General features: G+C 61.1%; 22 protein-coding genes and 1 pseudogene. 18 read left to right on the top strand and 5 right to left on the bottom strand.

What is annotated here, in order from left to right; all coding sequences use genetic code 11:
* Positions 1 to 27 precede the first annotated feature (27 nt).
* From FHT82_RS04285 to FHT82_RS04245, 10 genes and pseudogenes are all read left to right on the top strand, one after another.
* Positions 28 to 924: a hypothetical protein gene (locus FHT82_RS04285; protein ID WP_183726602.1), complete on the top strand. Its 897-nt coding sequence runs from the start codon at positions 28 to 30 to the stop codon at positions 922 to 924.
* Between the two features lie 71 nt (positions 925 to 995).
* Positions 996 to 1967: a quinolinate synthase NadA gene (nadA, locus tag FHT82_RS04280; RefSeq protein WP_183726600.1), complete on the top strand. Its 972-nt coding sequence runs from the start codon at positions 996 to 998 to the stop codon at positions 1965 to 1967.
* Positions 1964 to 3508 (top strand): L-aspartate oxidase, encoded by a 1545-nt coding sequence (locus FHT82_RS04275; protein WP_183726598.1) that lies wholly within the window; start codon positions 1964 to 1966, stop codon positions 3506 to 3508. The genes nadA and FHT82_RS04275 overlap by 4 nt, the downstream gene beginning before the upstream one ends.
* A 1-nt stretch (position 3509) precedes the next feature.
* Positions 3510 to 4409 (top strand): carboxylating nicotinate-nucleotide diphosphorylase, encoded by a 900-nt coding sequence (nadC, locus tag FHT82_RS04270; protein ID WP_183726596.1) that lies wholly within the window; start codon positions 3510 to 3512, stop codon positions 4407 to 4409.
* Positions 4410 to 4438: 29 nt separating this feature from the next.
* Positions 4439 to 4656 (top strand): annotated as a pseudogene (locus FHT82_RS30275) (glycerol-3-phosphate dehydrogenase); the annotation flags it as partial.
* Positions 4657 to 4861: 205 nt separating this feature from the next.
* The gene (locus FHT82_RS04265; RefSeq protein WP_183726594.1) at positions 4862 to 6814 is read left to right on the top strand and encodes a BTAD domain-containing putative transcriptional regulator; all 1953 of its coding nucleotides are present in this window, start codon (positions 4862 to 4864) and stop codon (positions 6812 to 6814) included.
* A gap of 102 nt (positions 6815 to 6916) precedes the next feature.
* On the top strand, positions 6917 to 7060 hold the full coding sequence (locus FHT82_RS04260; RefSeq protein ID WP_183726592.1) for a hypothetical protein: 144 nt from the start codon (positions 6917 to 6919) through the stop codon (positions 7058 to 7060).
* Positions 7061 to 7073: 13 nt separating this feature from the next.
* Positions 7074 to 8336 carry a YcaO-like family protein gene (locus FHT82_RS04255; RefSeq protein ID WP_183726590.1) on the top strand — a complete coding sequence of 421 codons (1263 nt, stop codon included), beginning with the start codon at positions 7074 to 7076 and terminating at the stop codon, positions 8334 to 8336.
* A complete protein-coding gene (locus tag FHT82_RS04250; RefSeq protein WP_183726588.1) occupies positions 8333 to 9079 on the top strand; it encodes a TfuA-like protein in 747 nt (248 codons plus the stop codon). The genes FHT82_RS04255 and FHT82_RS04250 overlap by 4 nt, the downstream gene beginning before the upstream one ends.
* 58 nt (positions 9080 to 9137) lie before the next feature.
* A complete protein-coding gene (locus tag FHT82_RS04245) occupies positions 9138 to 9404 on the top strand; it encodes a hypothetical protein (RefSeq protein WP_183726586.1) in 267 nt (88 codons plus the stop codon).
* A 45-nt stretch (positions 9405 to 9449) separates the two neighbouring features.
* Here FHT82_RS04245 and FHT82_RS04240 read toward each other — a convergent pair whose 3' ends face one another.
* The 3 genes from FHT82_RS04240 to FHT82_RS04230 all read right to left on the bottom strand — a co-directional run bounded on the left by FHT82_RS04240 (position 9450) and on the right by FHT82_RS04230 (position 11764).
* On the bottom strand, positions 9450 to 9857 hold the full coding sequence (locus FHT82_RS04240; RefSeq protein ID WP_183726584.1) for a helix-turn-helix transcriptional regulator: 408 nt from the start codon (positions 9855 to 9857) through the stop codon (positions 9450 to 9452).
* Between the two features lie 220 nt (positions 9858 to 10077).
* A complete protein-coding gene (locus FHT82_RS04235; RefSeq protein WP_183726582.1) occupies positions 10078 to 10902 on the bottom strand; it encodes an amidohydrolase in 825 nt (274 codons plus the stop codon).
* Positions 10903 to 10978: 76 nt separating this feature from the next.
* Entirely contained in the window at positions 10979 to 11764 is a 786-nt protein-coding gene (locus tag FHT82_RS04230; protein ID WP_183726580.1) for an IclR family transcriptional regulator, read from the bottom strand.
* A gap of 227 nt (positions 11765 to 11991) precedes the next feature.
* Here FHT82_RS04230 and FHT82_RS04225 point away from each other — a divergent pair, with 227 nt between their 5' ends.
* The 8 genes from FHT82_RS04225 to FHT82_RS04190 all read left to right on the top strand — a co-directional run bounded on the left by FHT82_RS04225 (position 11992) and on the right by FHT82_RS04190 (position 21768).
* Entirely contained in the window at positions 11992 to 12132 is a 141-nt protein-coding gene (locus FHT82_RS04225; RefSeq protein WP_183726578.1) for a hypothetical protein, read from the top strand.
* Positions 12129 to 12863, top strand: a complete 735-nt coding sequence (locus FHT82_RS04220) for an SDR family oxidoreductase (RefSeq protein ID WP_183726576.1) — start codon at positions 12129 to 12131, stop codon at positions 12861 to 12863. The genes FHT82_RS04225 and FHT82_RS04220 overlap by 4 nt, the downstream gene beginning before the upstream one ends.
* Positions 12864 to 12926: 63 nt before the next feature.
* A complete protein-coding gene (locus FHT82_RS04215; protein ID WP_183726574.1) occupies positions 12927 to 14204 on the top strand; it encodes an L-fuconate dehydratase in 1278 nt (425 codons plus the stop codon).
* 721 nt (positions 14205 to 14925) lie between these two features.
* Positions 14926 to 16146, top strand: a complete 1221-nt coding sequence (gene repA, locus FHT82_RS04210) for a plasmid partitioning protein RepA (RefSeq protein ID WP_183726572.1) — start codon at positions 14926 to 14928, stop codon at positions 16144 to 16146.
* A gap of 190 nt (positions 16147 to 16336) precedes the next feature.
* A complete protein-coding gene (gene repB, locus FHT82_RS04205; protein WP_183726570.1) occupies positions 16337 to 17329 on the top strand; it encodes a plasmid partitioning protein RepB in 993 nt (330 codons plus the stop codon).
* Positions 17330 to 17536: 207 nt separating this feature from the next.
* Positions 17537 to 18748, top strand: coding sequence for a plasmid replication protein RepC (gene repC, locus FHT82_RS04200; protein WP_183727294.1), 1212 nt, complete (start codon positions 17537 to 17539; stop codon positions 18746 to 18748).
* 360 nt (positions 18749 to 19108) lie between these two features.
* The gene (locus FHT82_RS04195) at positions 19109 to 19657 is read left to right on the top strand and encodes a sugar transferase (protein WP_183726568.1); all 549 of its coding nucleotides are present in this window, start codon (positions 19109 to 19111) and stop codon (positions 19655 to 19657) included.
* Positions 19658 to 19773: 116 nt separating this feature from the next.
* Complete coding sequence (locus FHT82_RS04190) at positions 19774 to 21768, top strand: nucleoside-diphosphate sugar epimerase/dehydratase (RefSeq protein ID WP_246698047.1); 1995 nt, start codon at positions 19774 to 19776, stop codon at positions 21766 to 21768.
* Between the two features lie 156 nt (positions 21769 to 21924).
* Here FHT82_RS04190 and FHT82_RS04185 read toward each other — a convergent pair whose 3' ends face one another.
* Both FHT82_RS04185 and FHT82_RS04180 read right to left on the bottom strand, forming a co-directional pair.
* Entirely contained in the window at positions 21925 to 22131 is a 207-nt protein-coding gene (locus FHT82_RS04185; RefSeq protein ID WP_183726566.1) for a hypothetical protein, read from the bottom strand.
* A gap of 182 nt (positions 22132 to 22313) precedes the next feature.
* The gene (locus FHT82_RS04180; protein ID WP_183726565.1) at positions 22314 to 23558 is read right to left on the bottom strand and encodes a hypothetical protein; all 1245 of its coding nucleotides are present in this window, start codon (positions 23556 to 23558) and stop codon (positions 22314 to 22316) included.
* Between the last annotated feature and the right edge of the window lie 181 nt (positions 23559 to 23739).

Raw genomic sequence — 23739 nt, 5'->3', positions numbered from 1 at the left:
CCATCAGGAACAGATTCTCAGGCGCCGGTGACGATAGGCTTTGCCCATGCGGAATTGATCGCGGTTCTCGTCGCTGTGACGGGCGACGAGCCGCGCGTCATGACGATCCGCAATGGCGATGCGCTGCCGTCAGGCCCCTTCGAAATGGGCCATCGCACGCTGCAATCGGGCCTGCGCGAATGGATCCAGGAACAGACCGCTCATCCCGTCGGCTTCCTGGAGCAGCTTTACACTTTCGCCGACCGCGACCGGAATAATGATATCCAGGGCGGTCGCACCATCTCGATCAGCTATCTCGGCCTCGTCAACGAACAGTCGGGCGCCGGACGACCGGGCTGGCATGGCTGGTATGAATATTTCCCCTGGGAAGACCATCGCGACGGGCGTCCCGCCATCATGGACGAACTCATTGCGCGGCTGCGTCTCTGGGCCGATGTCGATCCTATCAGGCGCGAATACCGTCATCGCCGCGCCGATTTCACCTTCGGGCTCGATGGCGGCGGCTGGAACGAGGATCTAACGCTGCAGCGCTACGAGCTGCTCTACGAGGCAGGCCTCGTTGCTGAGGCGGGTTGTGGCAAGGCCGACAATCTCGGCCGGCCGATGTTTGCCGATCACCGGAGGATTCTCGCAACCGGTATCGCCAGACTAAGGGCCAAGATCAAATATCGCCCTGTCGTTTTCGAACTCATGCCTGAGAGCTTCACCCTGCTGCAATTGCAGCGGACCGTCGAAGCGCTGGCCGGCCTGACCCTGCACAAGCAGAACTTCCGCCGCCTGATCGAGCAGCAGGAACTGGTGGAGGAAACCGGCGAGGCGACGAGCGAAACCGGCGGCCGGCCGGCCAAGCTCTTCCGCTTTCGGCAGACCATCCTCGAAGAGCGCGCGCTCGCCGGAACGAAATTACCACTCTCCCGCAATTGACATATGCTCATTGTGAGAATATCTCTTTGCGCATGATATGCTCAAATCGAGCATAATTGATGGAGCCGGCCATGAACCACCTCGTTTCCGCGTCTTCCCTCTATGACCGCGTCAGCCGCGTCATTCCCAAAGCCGAATGGATGACGTTTCAGGACGATGTCGATGCGATCCTCGAGCTGAAGCGCAAGCGCAACGCCGTCATTCTCGCGCATAACTACCAGACGCCGGAAATCTTCCATGGCGTCGCCGATATCGTCGGCGACAGTCTGGCACTCGCGAGAAAGGCAATCGAGGTCGATGCCGACGTGATCGTGCTCGCCGGCGTGCATTTCATGGCCGAGACGGCAAAGCTGCTGAACCCGGAAAAGACGGTGCTGATCCCCGATATGGGCGCCGGCTGTTCGCTGGCGGACTCCATCACCCCTGAAGATGTCGCGCTGCTGCGCCAGGCCCATCCGGGCGTGCCCATCATCACCTATGTCAACACATCGGCCGCCGTCAAAGCCGCCTCGGATATCTGCTGCACCTCGGGCAATGCCAAGAAGGTGGTCGAATCCCTCGGCGTGCCCAGGGTGCTGATGATCCCGGACGAATATCTTGCCCAGAATGTCGCCAAGGAAACCGATGTCGAAATCATCGCCTGGCACGGGCATTGCGAGGTGCATGAACTCTTTAGCGCCGATGATGTGCGTCAGCTGCGCGAAAACCATCCGGGCGTGATGGTGCTTGCCCATCCCGAATGCCCGCCTGAGGTCGTCGCCGAAGCCGATTTTGCCGGCTCCACCGCTGTCATGTCCGATTATGTCGGGCAGAGGAAGCCGGCTCGCGTCGTGCTGCTCACCGAATGCTCGATGAGCGACAATGTCGCCGTGCGTCATCCCGATGTCGAATTCATTCGCCCCTGCAATCTCTGCCCGCACATGAAGCGCATCACGCTTTCCAATATCCGCACAGCGCTTGAGGAAAACCGCCATGAGGTGACGGTCGATCCCGCGGTTGCAGCAGCTGCCCGGCGCGCTGTCGAAAGGATGCTTTCGATATGAGCGAGATTGCTGACCAACTAACCGGCCGCACCGTCATCGTCGGCAGCGGTCTTGCGGGATTGATGACGGCGCTCACCCTGGCGCCCGAACCCGTTGTCATCGTCACCCGCGCCGGCCTCGGCACGGAGACATCGAGCGCCTGGGCGCAAGGCGGCATCGCGGCCGCTTTGGGGGCTGATGACAGCGCCGCGCTGCATCTTGCCGATACGCTCGCTGCCGGCGACGGGCTTTGCGATCCTGCAATCGCTGCCGGGATCATCGCCGAGGCGCCGGATGCCATTGCCGCGCTGGAACAGGCGGGCATGCGCTTCGACCGAACCGCGGATGGCGCCTTGTCGCTGGGGCTGGAAGCAGCCCATAATCGCCGCCGCATCGTGCATGCGCAAGGCGATGGATCGGGTGCGGAGATCATTCGTGCGCTTGTCGCCGCCGTTATCGCGACACCCTCCGTCACCGTTCTGGAAGGCCTGGAAGCCCGTCGTATCCTGACGGATGAGGAGGGCGTCACCGGCCTCGTCTGCGCCGGCGAAAACAATGCGATTCTCCTGGCGACGCGGCGGATCGTGCTTGCGACCGGCGGCATCGGCGGGCTCTATGAAGCGACCACCAATCCGACCGGCAATTTCGGGCAGGGCATCATGCTGGCGGCCCGCGCCGGAGCAGAACTCGCCGACATGGAATTCGTGCAGTTCCATCCGACCGCGCTCGATTCCCGCCGCCGGCCCCTGGCGCTCGTCAGCGAAGCCGTGCGCGGCGAGGGCGCCGTGCTCGTCAACGAGCGTGGCGAACGTTTCATGGCTGGCGTATCGGGCGCAGAACTTGCCCCGCGCGATGTAGTGGCGCGTGCCATCAGCGCTGAACTGGCGCGCGGCGGGCGGGTCTTCCTCGACGCCCGCAAGGTGCTTGGCGATCGTTTCGCCGCCCGCTTCCCTGTCATCGACGCGCTCTGCCGGGAGGCTGGCATCGACGCGAGCCGTCAGCTCATCCCCGTTCGTCCCGCCGTCCATTATCACATGGGCGGGGTCGCGACCGATGCTGCCGGCCGCAGCTCCGTTGCCGGGCTCTGGGTTGCCGGCGAGGCAGCCTCTACCGGCCTGCATGGCGCAAACCGGCTCGCGAGCAATTCACTGCTGGAAGCCGCCGTCATGGGCATGCGTGCCGCGCGCGACATTCTCTCGATGCCGGCCGCAAAGCCGTCGGTGCCTGAGACCGGTATTGCGCTGCCGGCCGCGGCCGATCCTTCACTGGTCCGGCCGATCGTCTCGCGCCATCTCGGCGTGCTGCGCAACGCAGGAGCGATCCATGGCGCCATCGCAAGCCTGCTGCCGCTTGCCGAAGACGATGGCGCGGCCTCCGATCCCGCCGTCGTTGCGCTGTTGATTGCGGTTTTCGCCAGCCTTCGGGCGGAATCGCGCGGCGCCCATGCGCGCACCGATTTCCCGCTGAAGCGCGCCGAAGCCGCGCGGCGAAAGATGACACTGGCCGAGGCTCTGAAGATTGCCCGGGCCACCGCCTCCCATCCCCTTGCAAGGAGTGCCTGAGATGAACCTCGCTTCCCTTCCGCGCGTCATTGTCGAGCCGCTGGTGCGCGCCGCCCTTGCCGAGGATCTCGGCCTTGCCGGCGACATCACCTCCGCTGCCGTCATCCCCGAAGACCATCGCTCCACGGTCGTCATGGCCGCTCGCCAGCCGGGTGTCGTTGCCGGCCTCGATGCCGCCGAGCTTGCCTTCCAGCTCATCGATCCCGCTATCGCAGTGAAGCGGCATCTGTCTGATGGCGCCGCCGTCCAACCGGGCAGCGTCATCGCCACCATCGAAGGTCCCTCGCGCGGGCTGTTGACGGGCGAACGTACGGCGCTGAATTTCCTCGGCCATCTCTGCGGCATCGCAACGGTGACGGCGGGCATCGTCCAGGCGATCCGCGGCACCAAGGCCTCTGTCGTCTGCACCCGCAAGACGACACCGGGTCTGAGGACGCTGGAAAAATATGCCGTGCGCGCCGGCGGCGGCATGAACCATCGCTTTGCGCTCAATGATGCGGTGCTGATCAAGGACAATCACGTCGCCATTGCCGGCGGCATTTCGCAAGCCATCCGCCGCGCCAAGGCCGGTGTCGGCCATATGGTCAAGATCGAAGTGGAGGTCGACACGCTCGACCAGTTGCACGAGGCTATGGGCGAGGGGGTCGATGCCGTGCTCCTCGACAACATGACGCCCGATCAGTTGCGCGAAGCAGTCGACATCGTCGCCGGTCGCGCGATCACCGAGGCTTCGGGCCGCGTAACGCCGACAACGGCGCCAGCGATTGCCGCTTCAGGCGTCGACCTGATTTCCGTCGGCTGGCTGACGCATAGCGCCCCGGTGCTCGATATCGGCCTCGACTTCGTCGAAGCCGCTGCCGAGAGCGCAACACCATTGCGCCGGCTTGCTCAGGCCTTCTAATCAGGCCGGCCGACAAAGCCTCAAGCCGGCTGATGCTGGGCAGCGCCCAGAAGATCGAGGACCCCGGCAGGCTCTCGGTGCCGATCTCTGTGAGGCCGAGATCGAATATCTCGTCCAATACGAATGGGCCAGGCACGCGCAGGACGAGCTCTGGCGGCGCAGCAGGAAGGGGCTTAACCTCTCGGCCGGGCAAGCGGCGGCATTGGACGAATACATGGCGGCAGCGCCGGTCCGCATGGCGGGATGACGCTCCGAAACAGAGCAGCGCCTCCCGTCCATATGCAACATTCGTAAAGTATGTTGACAGCAAGCACCGGCCAGGACCGTAAATATTCGATGAAAATCTTGCCCCGGCAAAGCAAAAGCGCTTCCCGTTGCCCGCTATTCACTCTAACATCAGATAACTGGTCGGTGCGCTCGGCGCATTCCGGCTTTTGAAGGTGAGAACCGTGATGGACGGGTCAACCGGGGAAGTGAAAGCGAACAGACTATGTCTGCTCGGCAGGCCGCGATTGTTGGCCGCCGGGACTGAGCTGCCCTTGCCCGAAAAGTCCTATTTCCTATTGGCAATGTTAGCGCTGTCGTCGGAACCGCTGGTCGACCGCGAAACCATCCGATGCCAGCTCTGGCAATCCGAACTCCCCGAAAAGCGGGCCGGCAGCCTGCGCCAGCTTCTGTCGCGCATCGAACAGAGCATTCCTGAAAACCTACCGCCCTTGCTCACCGCCACGCGCACCCATCTCGGCCTCGCGCCCGGCTGGGAGATCGACCTCGATATGCTCAAGCAGAAGGATGTGCTGGGGCGACAAGAAAGCGGCATCCTGCATGGCGAACTGCTCGAAAGCGTCAAATCTCCGACGCAGGGGGCAGAAGACTGGCTGACCTTCGAGCGCCAGCGGATTAACGAAACGCGCTCGGCGCATCTTGTCCGCCTTCTGGAAAACGAAGACGAACGCCCGGACGAGGAACAGATCGCCTTTGCCAAACGCCTGATCGAGCTCGATCCCGCCAATGAGATCGCTTGCCGGGCGCTGATGCGCGCCCATGCCCGCATGAACGACCTGCCGGCGGCGCGTCAGGCCTATTTGAAGTATCGCAGCCAGCTCAAGGACGATTTCGACATCGAGCCGGACGAGGCCACGGCAGCGCTCGCCCGCGAACTCGGCATCCTGGCCACAGCACAGCCGGTGACGGAACGTCCGCGTCCCGCCTCCGAGCTGCTGATCGATCCGGCCGGCCAGCCGCGCATCGTCATCCTGCCGCCAGAGAGCATCTTCACCGATCCGCTGATGGAGCGTGTCGGCCGCGCATTGCTCGAAGATGTCACGATCGGGCTCAGCCAGCAGCGCGGCTTCAAGGTGATCGCCGCCCATACGAGCCTGGAAATGCTGAGCCGCGCGCTCGATCCGTCGCGCCCGACCATCGGCCCGCTCGACCTGTCCTTCGACTATGCCGTTTATGTGACGATCCAGGGGCGCGACGAGGATGTCTATACCACCTGCCGGCTGACGCGCACCTCGACATCAGAAGTGCTTTGGGCGGTCGAAATTCCTTTTGCGATGCAGAAGATCAGCGAAGCCTTCAGCCAGCTCACGCGGCGCATCGTCATGACGCTCGCCGATACGATCGAGCGCTACGAACTGGCGATGCCGCTCGGCGACGTGCCGGCTTCGGCCTATCGCCTCTATCTCGAAGGCAAGCGGCTGATTGCCCAGACCGACCTGCAGCACCTGCGCCAGGCGCGCAGATGGTTCAAGTCGTCGCTCAGCCGTTACGAGCATTTCTCGCCGGCCCATGCCGGCATGTCGCGCGCACTCGGCATGGAATGGCTGATCCGCGGCATGCACGACCGGGACCTGCTGGATGAAGCCTACGCCTGCGCAAGGATGGCACGGCAGACCGACCCGAACAGCGGCCGGGCCTATCGCGAGCTCGGCTTCGTGGCGCTTTATCGCCGCCGCTTCGAGGAAAGCCTCGAAATGTTCGAGCAGGCGCGCGAGCTCAATCCCAACGATGCCGACATCCTTGCCGATTATGCCGACGCGCTGCTGCACAATGCCGAATTCGACAAGGCGCTGGAATTGAGCAAGGCAGCCTTCAAGCTCAATCCGCTGCCGCCGGATTATTATTACTGGAACCTCGGCGGCATTCATTTCGACCGCGAGGAATATGAGGAAGCGATCGAGGCGCTGGAGCCCGTGAAGACCAAACAGGCTACGGCCCGGTTGCTCGCTGCCTCGCACGCCATGGCCGGTGACCTCAAGAAGGCGCAGAAATATGCCAAGGTCGTGCTTGAGAATTTCCCGGATTTCCGCAGCGAGAATATCCGTCACTTCATACCCGACCGCGAGCAAGTTCACACGAACAGGCTGATTCATGCCCTTCAGCTGGCCGGATTGCCCTGATAGCTCGCATTTTAACAATGCCTGTAACGCTTGAATGACGCAGGCAATGCTCTCTTCCAATGGTTAACGGCGGCCAGCCGCCCAACCTTTTGGAGAGAGATCATGAAGACCGTTGAAACCAACGCCGCAATCCAGACCCCGACGCTCCGTTTCTCCGCTGCCGCCAAGGCTGCCATGAAGCAGGACGAACTCAGCGTTTCACCGAACGGCCTTGAAAACCTGACGCACGCCCTGAAATTCCGTTAAGGAATAGCAGCTGATGTCAGCATTCACCGAGCTTGCTTTGCTTGCCGAAGACCTTCAGCGGTCATCGGCAGGCGTCAACAGCTACCACGACCGGTCGATGACCCCGGCGCAGACCTTTGCGGCGATCAAACCGCATCTGCGCGATTTCGGGATTACCCGCGTCGGACTGCTGACCGGGCTCGACGTGCTGAACATTCCGGTTGCCTTCGCCACACGGCCGAACAGCCACACGCTGTCGGTTTTCCAGGGCAAGGGTATCGACAAAGAAGCGGCGATGACCTCGGCTGCCATGGAGGCGATCGAGACCCGGATTGCCGAAACCGTACCTGCCGACCTGACGCTCGCCAGCCTCGAGACCATGAAGGCCGAACGGGCCGCGATGATCGACCTCGACAGCGTGGCGCGCTGCGCCCCCGACGAGATCGACAACGCTCAGATCCCCTGGTGTTCGGGCCTCGACCTCCTCTCGGGCAGCACCAGTTTCGTACCCTGGTGGCTGGTCGGCCTCGACCATCGAGGCGCCCGCCCGCCGGGCTTCGAACAGTCGAGCGACGGCCTTGCGTCGGGCAATACGCCGGCCGAAGCCGTGCTGCACGGACTCTGCGAACTCGTCGAGCGCGATGCCTGGGCTCTCACCCAGCTCAAATCCCCCGAACAGCTCAAGCAGAGCAGAGTCGATCCGCTCGCCTTCGGCGATGCCGTCATCGACGTCATGGTCGATCGCATCCGCCAGGCCGGCATGCGCCTGCTCCTGATCGACATGACCACCGATATCGGTGTGCCTGCCTTTCTCGCCGTCATCATTCCCGGCAATCTCTCCGATCGCGTCGATGCCCGCTGGGCTCAGGTCTGCGGCGGTTGCGGCTGCCATCCCGATCCGGTGCGCGCGGCTCTTCGCGCCATCACCGAGGCCGCCCAGAGCCGCCTGACCGCCATTGCCGGCAGCCGTGACGATTTCTCGCCGAGGATCTACCAGCGGATCGACCGCAGCGCCGGCATGCGCCAGGTCGTCGATCTCTGCAGCAATGATGCGGCGCTGAAACCATTCCCGATGCGCCCGCAACGTCCGATGACGATCCAGGATACGATCCGCCACATTGCCGGCCGGCTGAGGGCCGCGGGCGTCAGTCAGATCATCGCCGTGCCGCTGCCGCATCCGACCCTTCCGGTTTCCGTCGTGCGCGTCATCGTGCCGGGCCTCGAGGTCGATATCAGCGGCCAATACATCCAGCTTGGCCTGCGCGCCGTCAACGTCATCAGGGAGGCCGCGGCATGAAAGTCCTCTTCGTCGGTCCGAGCCTTGCAAGCGAAATCGCCGAGGCGCGCAAGCAACATCCCGATATCGATTTCCGCCCGCCCGCAGCCTGCGGCGACATTCTGAAAGCCGTGCATGAGGGGGCGAGCGCAATCGGCCTGATCGACGGCTATTTCGGCGATCTGCCGTCCGTCTGGCACAAGGAAATCCTCTTTGCGCTGGAAAAGGGCATTGCCGTTGCCGGCGGCTCCAGCATGGGCGCGCTGCGCGCTGCCGAATGTTCCGCTTTCGGCATGGTCGGCATCGGCTCGATCTTCGACGATTACGAATCCGGCGAGCTCATCGATGACGAAGCGGTGGCGCTCGTCCATGCACCGCAGGAACTCGGCTGGCTGCCGCTTTCCGTCCCGTGGGTCGATTTCGAGCCGACGATCGAAGGCCTCCATGCCAGGGGCGAGATTTCCGTCAGCGAGCGCAAGAAGCTGCTGCTCGCCGGCCGCTTCCTGCATTTTTCCGAGCGGACCTACGCCAAGGTGGTCGACGAGTGCCACCTCGCCCGCAAGCCGCGGCGCGACCAGATCCTGGCAGCGATCCGCGCCAATCGCGTCGAACGCAAGCGCACCGACGCACGGCTCGTGCTGGAATGGCTGGAAAAGGGAGGCTTTGCGTTAGCAAAGCGTGACTGGAGCTTTGCAGCAACCTCGCATTGGGAGCTGCTGCAGGCCGAAGTCACGCGGCAGGCGCCGCCTGTAACGCTCGAATAACGGTTCCGCGCCGAAGATATCCTGGGTGGGGATTTAATGATCGTCGAGGGCGGAAACAATGTTCGAAAAAAGGGACCAGGGTGCAGGCAGAGAATACGCAAGACTCTTCCGGCTGCTGTCGGCAGCCAAGGACGAGGCTGAAAAACTTCAGCTGCGCAATCTCATGCACCTCACAAACATGGCGCTGCTGCAGGTCGTCATCGATTGGGACGGCATCGATCCGGATAGGGAACTCGATGCGAACCTCGAAAAACTCGTCGGCAGCAAAGCCAAGATCGCAATGAAGGACGCTGGCGAAAATCTGATCGTGATCGAACGCCATTAATCCCGATGCGGGTGCGACTGATCGCTAAAAATTCAGGCCGACGTTTTACTCCGCAGCGTCGGCGTCCATCTGCTCGGTGCTGGCGATTGCCTGGACGAGCTTGAGGATTTTCTTGCGAAGCTGCTCGTTCTTGATCGAGAAGAAGGCAGCGTTGAGCTGGACGCCTTCACGCGAAATGACGAATTCTTCGCTCGGAGCGGGATTATCGTTTGCGTTGGCAGCGGTGGCCGTCAAGTCGTCGAAGAAGGTTCTGACATCGACGCTGAGCGCGCCGGCGATTTCGACGAGCATACTGGCGGAGACGCGGTTGGAGCCCTTTTCGTACTTTTGGATCTGCTGGAAGGTCACGCCAACACGATCGCCCAGTTCCGTCTGAGAAACCTTTCTCAGCAGTCGCTGTATGCGGATCGTCTTGCCGACGTGAACGTCCACGGAATGCGGTTCTTCTTTCATCTGATATTCCCTCCTGCGAAAGCCGGCCCGACAACTTACACGGCCGGCAGTAACAACTTTTAGCCGAGTTAGTTCAACCTAGCAATTGTTTGGATGTAGTTTCGGCTGAGCCAAAACATCGCGCCATCCGAGAGCCCCTACGGATTGCACGTGGTGACGGATCACCGGAGTTGAAAATCCTGCAGAATTCGTCTCTGAGGCGCACAGCGACAGGAAGAGTTCAAAGTTTCCACAGCCGCTGTGCATTGCCGTGAAGCAGCTGCGAACGCTCCGTTTGCGCCGTGCCCGACAGCACGGCCTGCGTCGCCGCGACCCAGGTGGAAAGGCCGTTCGCCAGCGTGCAGACAGGCCAGTCGCTGCCCCAGACCACACGATCCCAGCCGAAGCTCGATATGACATGCTCGATATAGGGACGCAGATTTTCCGCCGTCCAGGTTGCCGGATCGGCATTGGTGACGATGCCGGAAATCTTGGCGGCGACATTCGGCCGCCGGGCGATTTCGGCAATGCCGCGGCTCCAGGGCTCGAAGGCGTTCGACTTGATATCCGGATTGCCGCAATGATCGAGCACGAACTGCACGTCGGGCGCGGCGTCGGCGAGCGCCACGACCTTGCTCACCTGATGCGGCAGCGTGCAGAGGTCGAAGGTCAGGCCGGTGCCGGAAAGCCTTCTGACATTCTCGCGGAAGAGCGCGCCTTCCGAGATATCATCAGGCACCACATGCAGCACGCGCCGGAAGCCCTTGACGAAGGGATCGGCTTTCTGGCGCTCCAGATAGGCGGCAAAGCCATCTTCTTCCGGCCGGCAGGAGACGATCGCGCCGGCCACGAGATCACCGAGGCGGCTGATATAATCGGTCTCGGCCTGCATGATGACCGGATCGACATCCACCTCCATGTGCAGCACTTTGGTGATGCCGCAGCGTTTGGCCTCGGTCGCGTAGGTCTCGTAGAGAAAATCGCGGTCGAGATCAGGCACATTGGCAAGCCAGGGATAGTTCAGCGCCGACCGGTCGATGACGTGCAGATGGGTGTCGATGAACACGCTCTTCTCCTCCAAGAGTGGTTGGCAGCAACCTATCTCTGGTGAATGAATTGTTCAAATAGAAATTCTGTTGATCTTAACCCGGCACGGCGATCGTAGCGCCGGCAAGCGCGGAAAGCTCGGCCGCCGTCTTCTGCACCATGCCGATCGCCTGGGTGATATCGGGTGCCGCCGGCGCATTGACGAGAGCGATGTAGGGGCAGGTCAGCGCCGCAATGCCGCGTCCGTCCGGCCCCAGGACCGGCGCCGAGAGATTATAGACACCGGCCGTCTGGACGCTTGCCATCATCTCATAGCCACGCTCACGGATCTGGTTCAGCCGCTCGTGAAATTCCGGGCCGAGATCGACCTCCTCGCGGCTGCGCACATGCTCCGAGATCATCATCTCGCGCTCCTCGTCGCTGCGGAAGGCGAGCAGCACATGGCCGGAGCCGGTATCGAACAGGCTGATATGGGAACCGACGCGGATCGACAGGCCCCAATAGTCCGGCGCCTCCTGCTGGGCGATGACGACGGCAGAACCCCGGTCGAAGACCGCCAGATGGTTTGCCTGGCGGGAGCGCTGGGCGAGATCGCGCATCAGCGGCGTCGCATAGGAGGCGAGCCGGCGCACCGGCGCATGCAGCTGTGCCAGGCCGAAGAGCTTCAGGGTGAGCGAATAACGGTCGCCATCGAGCCGCGTCACGTAACCGCGCTTCACGAGACGGTCGAGCATGCGGTAGAATTCGTTCGGGCTGCGCTCCAGCCGCTTGGCGATTTCCGCCTGCGTCAGGCCGCTATCGACGCCAGCCAGAAGTTCGAGAATATCGAGACCCTTGTCGAGCGCCGGAGCGCGATAGCGATCTGACTCTTCGGTCTCCATTCTTCCCTCCTGTGAATATCATTCTGCATATACGCAGACAGGCGGGCGGAAAAGAAAAAGTTCGCGCTTGACCGTGAAGCTATCGTCTGTTTGTCTATAAACAGACAAATCAAGTCTGAAGACATCGCTCGGCATGGTTCGCACGCCGGACGACCGAAATTCCCGGAAAGCTCGCCAAGGCGAGATCAAAATAAGATGACGGGAGAGGGAGGAAAGCCATGCAGTGCATGGATATCGTGATCGCCTGCATAAAACCGCCTTTGCCGATGAGGCAGATGGTCGAGCACGGCCTTTATCCTGACCGATCCTTTTCCAGTATTTTCAGCACCGTCGCCCGCGCGCGCAATCCCGAAGAGGCCATGACATGATAAGCAATCTTTCCGGCAAGACCGTTCTCATCACCGCTGCCGGTCAGGGCATCGGCCGTGCGACCGCGCTCGCCTTCGCCGCTGCCGGCGCCAAGGTGCACGCCACCGACATCAATACCGACGCGCTGGCGACCTTGGCCGAAGAGAGCAAGGTTTCCACTCACAAGCTGAACGTGCTTGAAGACGAGGCGGTCAAGGCGCTGGTGGCAGAGATCGGCGCCGTCGACGTGCTCTTCAACTGCGCCGGCACCGTCCATAACGGCTCCGTGCTCGACATGAAGGATACCGATCTGGAATTTGCCTTCGATCTCAACGTCAAGGCGATGATCCGCACCATCCGCGCGGTGCTGCCGGGCATGCTGGAGCGCAAGGATGGCGCGATCATCAACATGTCATCGGTCGCATCCAGCATCAAAGGCGTGCCGAACCGCTTTGCCTATGGTGTGACCAAGGCAGCCGTGATCGGCCTTACCAAGTCGGTCGCTGCCGATTACGTGACGCAGGGCGTGCGCTGCAACTGCATCTGCCCCGGCACGGTGGAAAGCCCGTCGCTGCAGGACCGCATGCGCGCCCAGGGCGATTATGACACGGCGCGCGCCGCCTTCATCGCCCGCCAGCCGATGGGCCGCCTCGGCACGCCCGAGGAGATCGCCGATCTCGCCGTCTATCTCGCCGGCGCCACCTACACGTCCGGCCAGGCCTACGCCATCGACGGCGGCTGGACGATCTGACTTTTTCGCACGACCGGCTCGTTCGAAGGCAAGAATGCCGGCCCACTCAACGGGAAGAAGACCATGACCCGCATCACCGATATCAGCGTCTACGACCTTCGCTTTCCGACCTCGCAAAGCCTCGATGGTTCCGATGCGATGAACCCCGACCCGGATTATTCCGCCGCCTATGTGATCCTCGAAACCGACAGAGAAGGCCTCGCCGGCCATGGCCTGACCTTCACCATCGGCCGCGGCAACGATATCTGCTGCGCGGCGATCGAAGCGATGCGCCATCTGGTCGTCGGCACCGAACTTTCCGAGGTGAAAGCCCATCCCGGCAAATATTGGCGGCATCTGACCAGCGACAGCCAGCTTAGATGGATCGGGCCGGAAAAGGGCGCCATCCATCTTGCGACCGGCGCCATCGTCAATGCGGTGTGGGATCTCATCGCCAAGGAGGCCGGCAAGCCGGTCTGGCGCCTCGTTGCGGATATGCCGGCCGAGGAGATCGCCGATATCGTCGATTACCGCTACCTCACCGACGTGCTGACGCGCGACGAGGCAATCGCCATCCTGAAAAAGGCGGAAGCCGGCAAGGCCGCACGCATCGCCACGCTCGAGAAGGAAGGTTATGCCTGCTACACGACCTCGGCCGGCTGGCTCGGCTACGAGGACGAGAAGCTGCGCCGCCTCTGTCAGGAGGCGATCGATGCCGGCTTCAACCATATCAAGATGAAGGTCGGCCGTGATCTTGAGGACGATATCCGCCGCCTGAGGATCGCCCGCGAGGTGATCGGCCCGGACCGTTACCTGATGATCGACGCCAACCAGGTCTGGGAGGTCGGCCAGGCGATCGACTGGGTCAACCAGCTCTCCTTCGCCAAACCCTTCTTCATCGAGGAACCGACGAGCCCTGACGATGTCGCCGGCCACCGCAAGATCCGCCAGGGTATAACACCGGTGAAGGTCGCGACCGGCGAGATGTGCCAGAACCGCATCATGTTCAAGCAGTTCATCGCCGAAGGCGCGATCGATATCGTGCAGATCGACTCCTGCCGCATGGGCGGGCTGAATGAAGTGCTGGCCGTCTTGCTGGTCGCCGCGAAATTCGGCCTGCCGGTCTGGCCGCATGCCGGCGGTGTCGGGCTCTGCGAATATGTGCAGCACCTGTCGATGATCGATTATGTGGCGGTATCGGGCACCAAGGACGGCCGCGTCATCGAATATGTCGACCACCTGCACGAACACTTCCTCGATCCCTGCATCATCAAGGACGCCGCCTATATGCCGCCGACGCGGCCGGGCTTCTCGATCGAGATGAAACCGGCCTCGATTGCCGGCTATACATTCCGCGAATAGGGTACTTCTGAGAGGCTGGCTGTCCCCCTCTCGCTGGGGATAGCCAAACGCCTGTCATTGCAAGAGGGCCTGAAATCTCTTATGATTGGGTGGTAAGCGAGTGGTTCATAAGGAGCCTTCTTGCGAGCCGTGGCTAGCCCATTTAGCGTGTTGCTAATGCGCTGTTTTTTCTCACATCTTCGATCGATACGGAATCAATAAAGCGGATTGATTCCGTTACCTCTGTGTTCGATTTTGGCACGATCGGCGTCCTGAAAATAATGTGAGCAGGAATTTCACTCGTCTCTGCTCCCTCACACCCGGCTGAATTGCCCAGGGAGAAAGCGTCATTCTCCGTCGTCAATGCCCACGCAGTCGCCGCGACCGGGTCCTTTCGCGTCGCAAAGCCATGATCTTTCGCCGGCAAAGTTTAGGAATCGGTAATAGCTGATTCTTTCCAATGGGATGCGCCAGACCACTTTGGTAGGATCAAAACGGTCGCGTCGCCAGTTTCATCCCAGAAATCATATGAGGGTGACACAGCTTTGCCAAACACTGCGGATTTCTGTTAACATACAGAGATATCAGGAGAAATTGTAATCCTTCTGTCGTAATATGCTGATCACCGCCCCGCTCGCTAAGGTCTTGTTTCACCGGGGCACCTTGCCAGAATCGCTCCGATCGGTAATCGTCACGGATAAAAGGCCGTTTCTGGCGTTTTTCCGTGATGAAAGATTAGAGCGTGAGCAAGCCACAAAGGACTTCTCGGACCCTTCAGCGTAGCGTCGACGAGACGATCGGCGCCCATGCGTCGACGATCAGTTCGCAGCTGCAGGCGATCAGCGAAGCCCTGTTTCCGCCGACCGCAAGCAAGACTTTGCGCCGCTTCACCTCAGGCGAGGCGGCCAAGCTGATCGGTGTATCGGATTCGACCTTGCGAAAGATGACGCTTGCCGGGGAAGGCCCGCAGCCCGATGTCAGCAGCAACGGCCGACGCCTTTATTCGCTGCGCCAGCTCAATGAATTGCGCGCCCTGCTCGCCGCCTCCGCCCGTGGCCGCGAGGCGCATGACTTCCTGCCGCACCGCAGGGAGAACGAACATCTCCAGGTCATCGCCGTCACCAATTTCAAGGGCGGGTCGGGCAAGACCACGACATCGGTGCATCTTGCACAATATCTTGCCCTGCAGGGCTACCGCGTGCTCGCCCTCGATCTCGATCCGCAGGCGAGCATGTCAGCCATGCTCGGCGTCATGCCGGAGACCGATGTCCGCTCGAACGAGACGCTTTATGCGGCGATCCGTTACGACGAGGAGCGACGCGCCCTCTCGGAGGTTGTGCGCAAAACCTATTTCGATGGGCTGGATCTCATTCCCGGCAATCTCGAACTCATGGAATTCGAGCACACGACGCCGCGCGCGCTGATGCGCGGCTCCCGGGATGGCGAAGGCGTGTTCTTCATGCGCGTCGCCAAGGCGCTCGAGGATGTTGGCGAACATTACGACGTCGTCGTACTCGATTGCCCGCCGCAGCTCGGCTACCTGACGCTGAGCGGCCTTTGCGCCGCAACGTCGATGATCGTCACCGTGCATCCCCAAATGCTGGATGTGGCCTCCATGAGCCAGTTCCTGCTGATGACGCATGACCTTCTCTCCGTCGTGCGGGAAGCCGGCGGCGAGCTCAATTACGACTTCATTCGTTATCTGCTCACCCGCTACGAGCCGCAGGATGCTCCACAGACGAAGGTCGCGGCCCTCTTGCGCAATCTGTTCGACGATCACGTCATGATCAACGCGATGGTGAAATCGGCGGCGGTCTCCGATGCCGGCCTTACCAAGCAGACGCTCTACGAGATTGGCCGCGAGAACCTGACCCGCTCGACCTATGACCGGGCGATGGAAGCGCTCGATGCCGTCAACGGAGAGGTCGAGACGCTGATCCGGCAGGCATGGGGGCGCACATGACGTTCTCGCCGATCAACACCGATTCATCTGGTTTGAGCGGGCCGGCCGACCTGTTGGGAACTCCCAACGGAGGTCGCCGCGTGAGCACCTGGCAGAAATCCGACCATCGGTCGGCAGCCCATGAGCATGTTGGGAGCTCCCAACTGCGCTCTTTCGGCTTGCCCGCATCCAATTGGAAAGGAGAGAATTGATGAGCAGACGCGATACTGTCAATTCGATCTTCATGCGCAAGGCGGATATGCCGGCGCCTTCCGTCGGTGTCGAGAAGAACCCTGACCGCGTACGCGCCGGAGCCGTCTCCGCCATGGGTGCCTCGCTGCAGGAAATGACCGAGGCGGCGCGCGCCGCCGGCCGGCTGCAGGCCCAGATTTCATCCGGGTTCTCCGTTCTTGAGATCACCCCCTCGGATATTTCCAATTCGTTGATCAGCGATCGTATCCCAGTCGAGCGCGATGCCGAATTCGACGCTCTGGTGGCAAGCATTGCCGAGCACGGCCAGAAGGTGCCGATCCTAGTCCGTCCCGACCCTGAAAAGGAAGGGCAGTATCAGATCGCCTACGGCCGACGTCGCCTGCGTGCTGCGGCAAAGCTCGGGCTCAAGGTCAAGGCGATCGTTCAAAACTTGAGCGACAACGAGTTGGTGATTGCCCAAGGCAAGGAAAATCTCGACCGGCAGGATCTCTCCTTCATCGAGAAGGCGTTGTTTGCCCATCGCTTGGAAGAAGCGGGTTACGCCCGCGATGTCATCATAGCAGCACTCTCGACCGACAAGGCCGATCTCAGCCGTTACATCTCCGTTGCCCGTGGCGTGCCACAGACGGTGATCATGGCGATCGGTCCCGCACCGAAAGCGGGCCGCGCACGGTGGCTAGCTCTCGTCGATGCGGTCTCTTCCTCGCCGAAAAAGGTGGAGGCGATCATCGAAGACGATGCCTTTGCCGATCTCGACAGCGATCAGCGCCTGCAGCGCGTATTGTCGAAAATGGCTGCTCGCGATGCGAAGAAGGCGACGGGCGAGACCTGGAAAACGCGGCAGGGCCAGAAGGCAGCGCAGATCGAACGCTCCGGAACCAAGACGCGCATCACGTTCGATGAGCGCATGGTGCCTGAATTTGCCGATTATCTCACGACCCGTCTGGATGAGCTCTTCGAGGAGTTCGGCGCCGTCAGGTCACAACGATAACTGTTGGCGGGTTAGGCCGCTGACGAGGATTTGACTGTTAGGAAAAGGAGCCAATAGGCAAAGAAAAAGGCCCCCGAACAAAACATCCGGAAGCCCTCTTCTCTCGTTTAGCACCTAGAGAATCGCACTTCCCGGAATCGCTGTCAAGGTTTTTGAACGCCGTTTTGGCGGGCGCTGATGATTTGCCTTTGTATAAGGTGAACCATGATGGATACGGGATTTGTGACGACGCCTTTCGGGCGGCGGCCGATGTCGCTCGCCTTGATGAAAGGTCAGCTTCAGGTCGAATCAGTTAAACCAGATCAATCCGTCGACAAGTGGAAAGTGTTTCGCAATGTCTGCGAAGCACGCCCGCTGCTCGACATTTCCGATCGCACACTTGCGGTCCTGAACGCCCTTCTCTCCTTCTATCCCGAGAGCCATCTCTCCGGTGACGCGAACATGGTCGTCTTTCCGTCCAACCGGCAGCTCATGCTCCGGGCGCACGGCATTGCAGTCACCACGCTGCGTCGGCATCTGGCGGCTCTGGTAGAGGTCGGCCTGATCATCCGCAAGGACAGCGCCAACGGCAAGCGTTTTGCCCGTCGAAAGAGTTCCGGTGAACTGGAGGATGCCTATGGCTTCAGTCTGGCGCCGCTTCTCGCCCGCAGCGAGGAGCTGGCTGCCATGGCTCAAAAGATCGAGGCTGATCGGCTGGCACTTCGGCGTTCGCGCGAGCTTCTGACAATCTGCCGTCGCGACGTCCGCAAGCTGATCGATGTCGCAGTCGACGAAGGCGTTCCCGGCGACTGGGACGACATCGAGGCTGCCTATATCCGCCATCTCGCATGCCTGCCCCGCAATCCCGCGGCTTCCGACCTGGATGACGCGCGCCTGAAGCTCGAAGACCTTCGCGCCGATATCGTCAATCTGTTGACCAGCTTCGATAATTTCAAAAAAACGAGCGCCAGTGTGGTTCAAAATGAACCGCATATACAGAATTCAAATACAAACTCTCTTGAATTAGAATCTCATAACACGGTGCAAGTGGAAACGCTGCCGATGACGGCTGAGCCAAGTCAGACGGCGGCATCCCAGAAAATATTCCCTCTCGCCCTCATCCTGCAGGCCTGCCCGCAGATCAGCGATTATGCTCAGGGAGGATCGATCAGCGGATGGCGAGATCTCGTGACCGCTGCCATCACCGTGCGTTCTATGCTTGGGATCACCCCAGAGACCTATCAGGCGGCTTGCGAAAGTCTGGGCCGGGAAAATGCTGCTGTCGTCATCGCCTGCATGCTGGAACGGGCAATCCATATCAACTCACCGGGCGGCTATCTGCGTGACCTGACCCGCAAGGGAGCGCGAGGAGAATTCTCGCTCGGGCCGATGCTGATGGCTCTGGTACGGCAGAACAGTCCGGTCGCTCGAAGGGCTTGAACACTTTCAAATAAGGTGAGAGCTGGTCACCGTGACTGCTGGTGGCCACTAAAAGGCTGTAAGACTTGCTTTTTGGTGCTGTCATTGGAACGATTGGAAGACGTGTCATTTTTCGGATGAAGAACAGGTGTCGGAAACGATGGCTTTGTTAACTTCCGTAACGGTAAGAAAGACAAGTATTCTCAATGGCTTGGTGGAAGTATCATTTCGGAAGAAGTGGCGGAATTGCTGCAAATGGCTGAGAACAACGCATAAAGAGCCCTTGCCCCCGAAAGGGTCGTTGACGTGAACTGGCAGGAGACGATAGGGCAGGGCAGGCCGCCGGGGGCCGGAAACGCGAGGACGGACGTGAAGCGGGCAATGGATCTTTTCCTGGCTCTGGTGGCAGCCCTGATCCTGATCATTCCGATCGGCATCGTGGCGCTTTGTGTGCGCCTGACGTCACCTGGACCCGCGCTTTATTGGTCGAACCGGGTAGGGCGCGGCAACAGGATCTTCCGGATGCCGAAATTCCGCAGCATGCGGATCGACACGCCGACGGTTGCCACGCATCTGCTCGATGAGCCCTCCCGTTACCTGACGCCGATCGGCGGGTTCCTGCGCAAGTCGAGTCTCGATGAACTGCCGCAGCTCTGGTGTATCCTGAAGGGCGAGATGAGCTTCGTCGGCCCGCGTCCGGCGCTCTATAACCAGGACGACCTGATCGCGCAGCGCACCGCCGAAGGCGTCGATACGCTGCTGCCGGGGCTGACGGGTTGGGCGCAGGTCAACGGCCGCGACGAGCTGCCGATTCCCGAAAAGGTGAAGTTCGACGTTGATTATCTACAACGCCGCTCCTTCTTCATGGATATGCGCATTCTGGCGATGACTGTCGGCAAGGTATTGGGCAGCAAGGGCATAACCCATTGAGGCTACTACCCAAGGTTATAAACAGATTGCGTAAGCGACTACCGATTATTCGGTTGCACTTAAGATCGAAAAGGACAAGAAGAAGTCAGGCTGGATGATGGGTGGACACTATAAAAATGCATGATGATCCCTCGAGCGACGGATCAAAGACCAGCCGGTCCTGGATGTCGATGCAGGCACTGGTTGGACCGCTATTGGCGATGCCGCGCCCGGCCAAGCGTATTCTCGCGCTGATCGTCGATTCCAGCCTCTGTGTTCTCACCATCTGGCTTGCCTATTGTTTCCGCCTGAATGAGTGGACGGTGCTGACGGGCGTGCAGTGGCTCGCGGTTCTCGTGTCGCTGTGTCTGGCGCTGCCGATCTTCATCGTCATGGGCATGTACCGGGCGATCTTCCGTTATGCCGGCATTGCCGCTTTTCTGGCAGTGCTGAAGGCGATTGCGATCTATGGCGTTGCCTTTGCGACGATCTTCACGGCGCTCAGCGTTCCCGGCATCCCGCGTACGGTCGGTATCCTGCAGCCCTTCCTGCTCTTGATCGCGATCGGCCTTTCGCGCCTCGGCATCCGCTATTGGCTGGGCGATACCTATCAGCGCATCCTGCACAAAGGCGCGATGGCAAAGGTGCTGATCTATGGCGCGGGCAGCTCCGGCCGGCAGCTTGCCGCCGCGCTGACCAACAGCGCCGAGCTCAACGTCGTCGGTTATCTCGATGACGACCCGAAGCTCAAGGGCGGCATAATGGCCGGCCTGCCGATCTATGACCCGTCCGACCTGACCGAACTCGTCCAGACGCTTGATGTCCGCAACGTGCTTCTGGCTCTGCCCTCGGCATCGCGCCAGCGCCGCAACGAGATCCTCGAGCAGATCCGCAAGTCCAGGGTGAATGTCCGCACGCTGCCGGATATGACGGCGCTCGCCCAGGGCCGCATCGCCGTTTCCGATATTCGTGAACTCGAAATCGAAGACCTTCTCGGTCGAGAGGCTGTGGCGCCGCGCCAGGAGCTGCTCGATAAGGCGACGCTGGGCAAGGTGGTGATGGTGACGGGTGCCGGCGGCTCGATCGGCAGCGAGCTCTGCCGCCAGATCCTGCGCAGCGGCCCGACACATCTCATCCTCGTCGAGCAGAACGAATACGCGCTTTACGCGATCCATGGCGAGCTGCAGAAGCTTTCGGAACTTTACGAGCAGCAGACGGTACAGATCGTGCCGATCCTCTGTTCGGTTCGCGACCGCGACCGCATGGAGCATATCATCATGAGCTGGCGGCCGCAGGCGCTCTATCATGCCGCCGCCTACAAGCACGTGCCGCTCGTCGAGCAAAATGCCGTCGAAGGCATCAAGAACAATGTCATGGGCACGCTGATAACAGCCCAGGCGGCCGAAAAATACGGCGTGTCGAATTTCGTGCTGATCAGCACCGACAAGGCCGTGCGCCCGACCAATATCATGGGCGCCAGCAAGCGGCTTGCCGAAATGGTGCTGCAGGCGCTGGCATCCGAGCGTGCAGCCGGCCGCACGCACACCAATTTCTCGATGGTCCGCTTCGGCAATGTGCTCGGATCCTCCGGTTCCGTCGTGCCGCTGTTTCGCCAGCAGATCAGGGATGGTGGCCCAGTGACGCTGACGCATCCAGACATCACCCGCTACTTCATGACGATCTCCGAGGCCTCGCAGCTCGTCATCCAGGCCGGCGCCATGGCCGATGGCGGGGATGTCTTCCTGCTCGACATGGGCGAACCGGTGCGCATTGCCGATCTGGCGCGCCGGATGATCGATCTCTCCGGCCTGACGCTGCGCAGCGACGACAATCCCGAAGGCGATATCGAGCTTTCCGTCACGGGTCTCAGGCCTGGCGAAAAGCTCTACGAGGAATTGCTGATCGGCGACAATCCCGAGACGACGCAGCATCCGCGCATCATGAAGGCGCGCGAGGATTTCCTCTTCTGGCCGGAGCTTTCCAAGCGGCTGAAGGTTCTCGATGCGGCACTCGACCGCAACGACATACCGGCTGCCCGCCTGATGCTTGCCGAGCTCGTCTCCGGCTATGCCTCGACCGGCGAGGTGACGGATCTGGCGCTGAGCGCTGCCGAGGCCAATACCGCCGCGTGATCAAGCCCGGTTTTTGCGCCGGCTTCCACTCTTTCCGCTTCGGATATTCTGAGCCCCTTCAGGCGCTCGCTTCATTGTCGAATCGTCCCGGCGCCTGTGACCGAGCGGGCAGCCGGCGAGATAGGCGCACACTTCAAAAAGCGAAGATCAGTGATGTCAGTTGATCGGTCCTTGGCTCTCATCTTGAGATAGAACCTGGGGCGTGGCCCGCAGATCGATGGTATTGGGCTTCTGACCCGGCTGCCAGGAAAACCAGATAGCGATCGGGCGCCGGTAATGCCTGTTGAGGGCTTCTGCCGCTTCTTTCTCGAAGCGCGTCCGTTCTGTCGAGCTATCGGTAACATTCCGCCTTTCGTAGATCACAGTATTCCTCCCCAAGTTGCGACCCAACTCTGGATCATGCACGGAAACATGCCTGTCCGGAACGGACTAAGGTCCGAGGTCACGCGGGTTGTATGGAGAAAGGGAAGACGGCGCAGGGGCTTAGTATCCCCGCGCGAGAAGACGATTCTGTCACAATGCTCGGATATGCGGGATCCGGAAGCTTATTTGTTCGCTGCGCAGGTGCTGGGGTCGCTTGCCCCGCGAAATTCCGCGAGGTTGGCCACGACGAAGGTCGAAATCGTTTGTGGCAGGAAGGCCTTGTTTGCAAGAATGTCCCTGAGCGCGAAGAATTCGGCACGGCACGTATAGACGGGCGAGCCCTGTGTCTTTTCTCCGAAGCCTGCCTCCTCCAGATTGGCTTCATTGATCTCGCCGCGGACTCCATCGGTGCCGGCGACGGTGATGCGGGATTTTGGGGCGCTTGCGCAGTCGGGCCGGTTGGACGACGTCTTGATCTCGTAGATATAGGGATTGTCGGCCTGGCGCACGCGGACGATATCGAATTCCTCGCCCTTGGCGTATTTGGTTGCACCTGCGATCGACCCCGTCAATTTGAGCTTCGCCTCGACCGGAGACAACAACCCGCTCAAGCCCAGCGCGGCCTCGGCCCCCGCATCCAGGCTGAAGCTGATCTCGCTCTCGCAGCTCTTGCTCGTAATGAAACGGCTGGTCAGAAAGTCCTGAACCCGCCGGCGCAGGGCGGCTGCATCGGGCAAGGTCTTCGCCTGCAGCGCAGTATCGACCGCCGAAAGAACCTCGCGAGCCGGGTCGTACTCGGTGAACGGCTGCTCCAAGTCGCCGGCATTCCTGAAGGTCTCCGCAGAGAGCAGGGCAACCATCTGCTCGGGAACGAAGATCGTCTCGTTGGCGCTCCAAGCATCCCCGAGTTTCGACCGATCGAGAACGAGGGGCACCTGTCCATTGTCCTGGGGCGCCTCCGGATCGACACGGTAGATTTCCGAGGCGGTCAGCGAAATGGCCCCGTATTTGTCCGTCTTGATCGTCTGTGGCGCCTGGACGACGGCAATCTGGTCCGCCCCTGCGGCGAAGAAGTTGCCGATCTGGTCTTGGGTCCAGTACTGGGCGCCGCGTCCATTCACGCCGGCCCGGACATAGGCCAGAATGCCGTCCTCGGTTGAAACGAGGTTCCACATGCGGCCTTTGTCGCGATAGGAACGATCGAGAAAGGCCAGCCGGGTTCCGGCCGGAATATAGACGCCCTTGATCGTCTTCTGGGCCTGTGCAAGCGGGTCGTCGGCCAGCACGTTGACGAGCCGTCCGCTGGTGCTCTTGGAGATGCCGAACCCGGTCACGGCCAGTTTCTGCCCGCCGATCTCAAGATCTTCTGCCGCAGCATGGCCGACGCTTGCGGCCATGACGATCAGGAAAGATGCAATCAGCCTCATCTGACATCCTTCTCCATCTTTGGCTTCGTTCCCGCCGGTGCCGACGCCTCCCACAGCACGACCAGACAGTCGACCGCTGGACCGGGTCGCATTGGCATCTTGAGATGACTCCAACCCCACATCCTTCTCAACCCGCGACCAAGTCGAAATCCCCTTGAAGTCTTAACAGAGTGGCGCGCGA

It is taken from the genome of Rhizobium sp. BK275, from assembly GCF_014193555.1.
Classification (GTDB): Bacteria; Pseudomonadota; Alphaproteobacteria; order Rhizobiales; family Rhizobiaceae; genus Rhizobium.
This window is presented reverse-complemented; position numbering and strand designations above follow the sequence as displayed.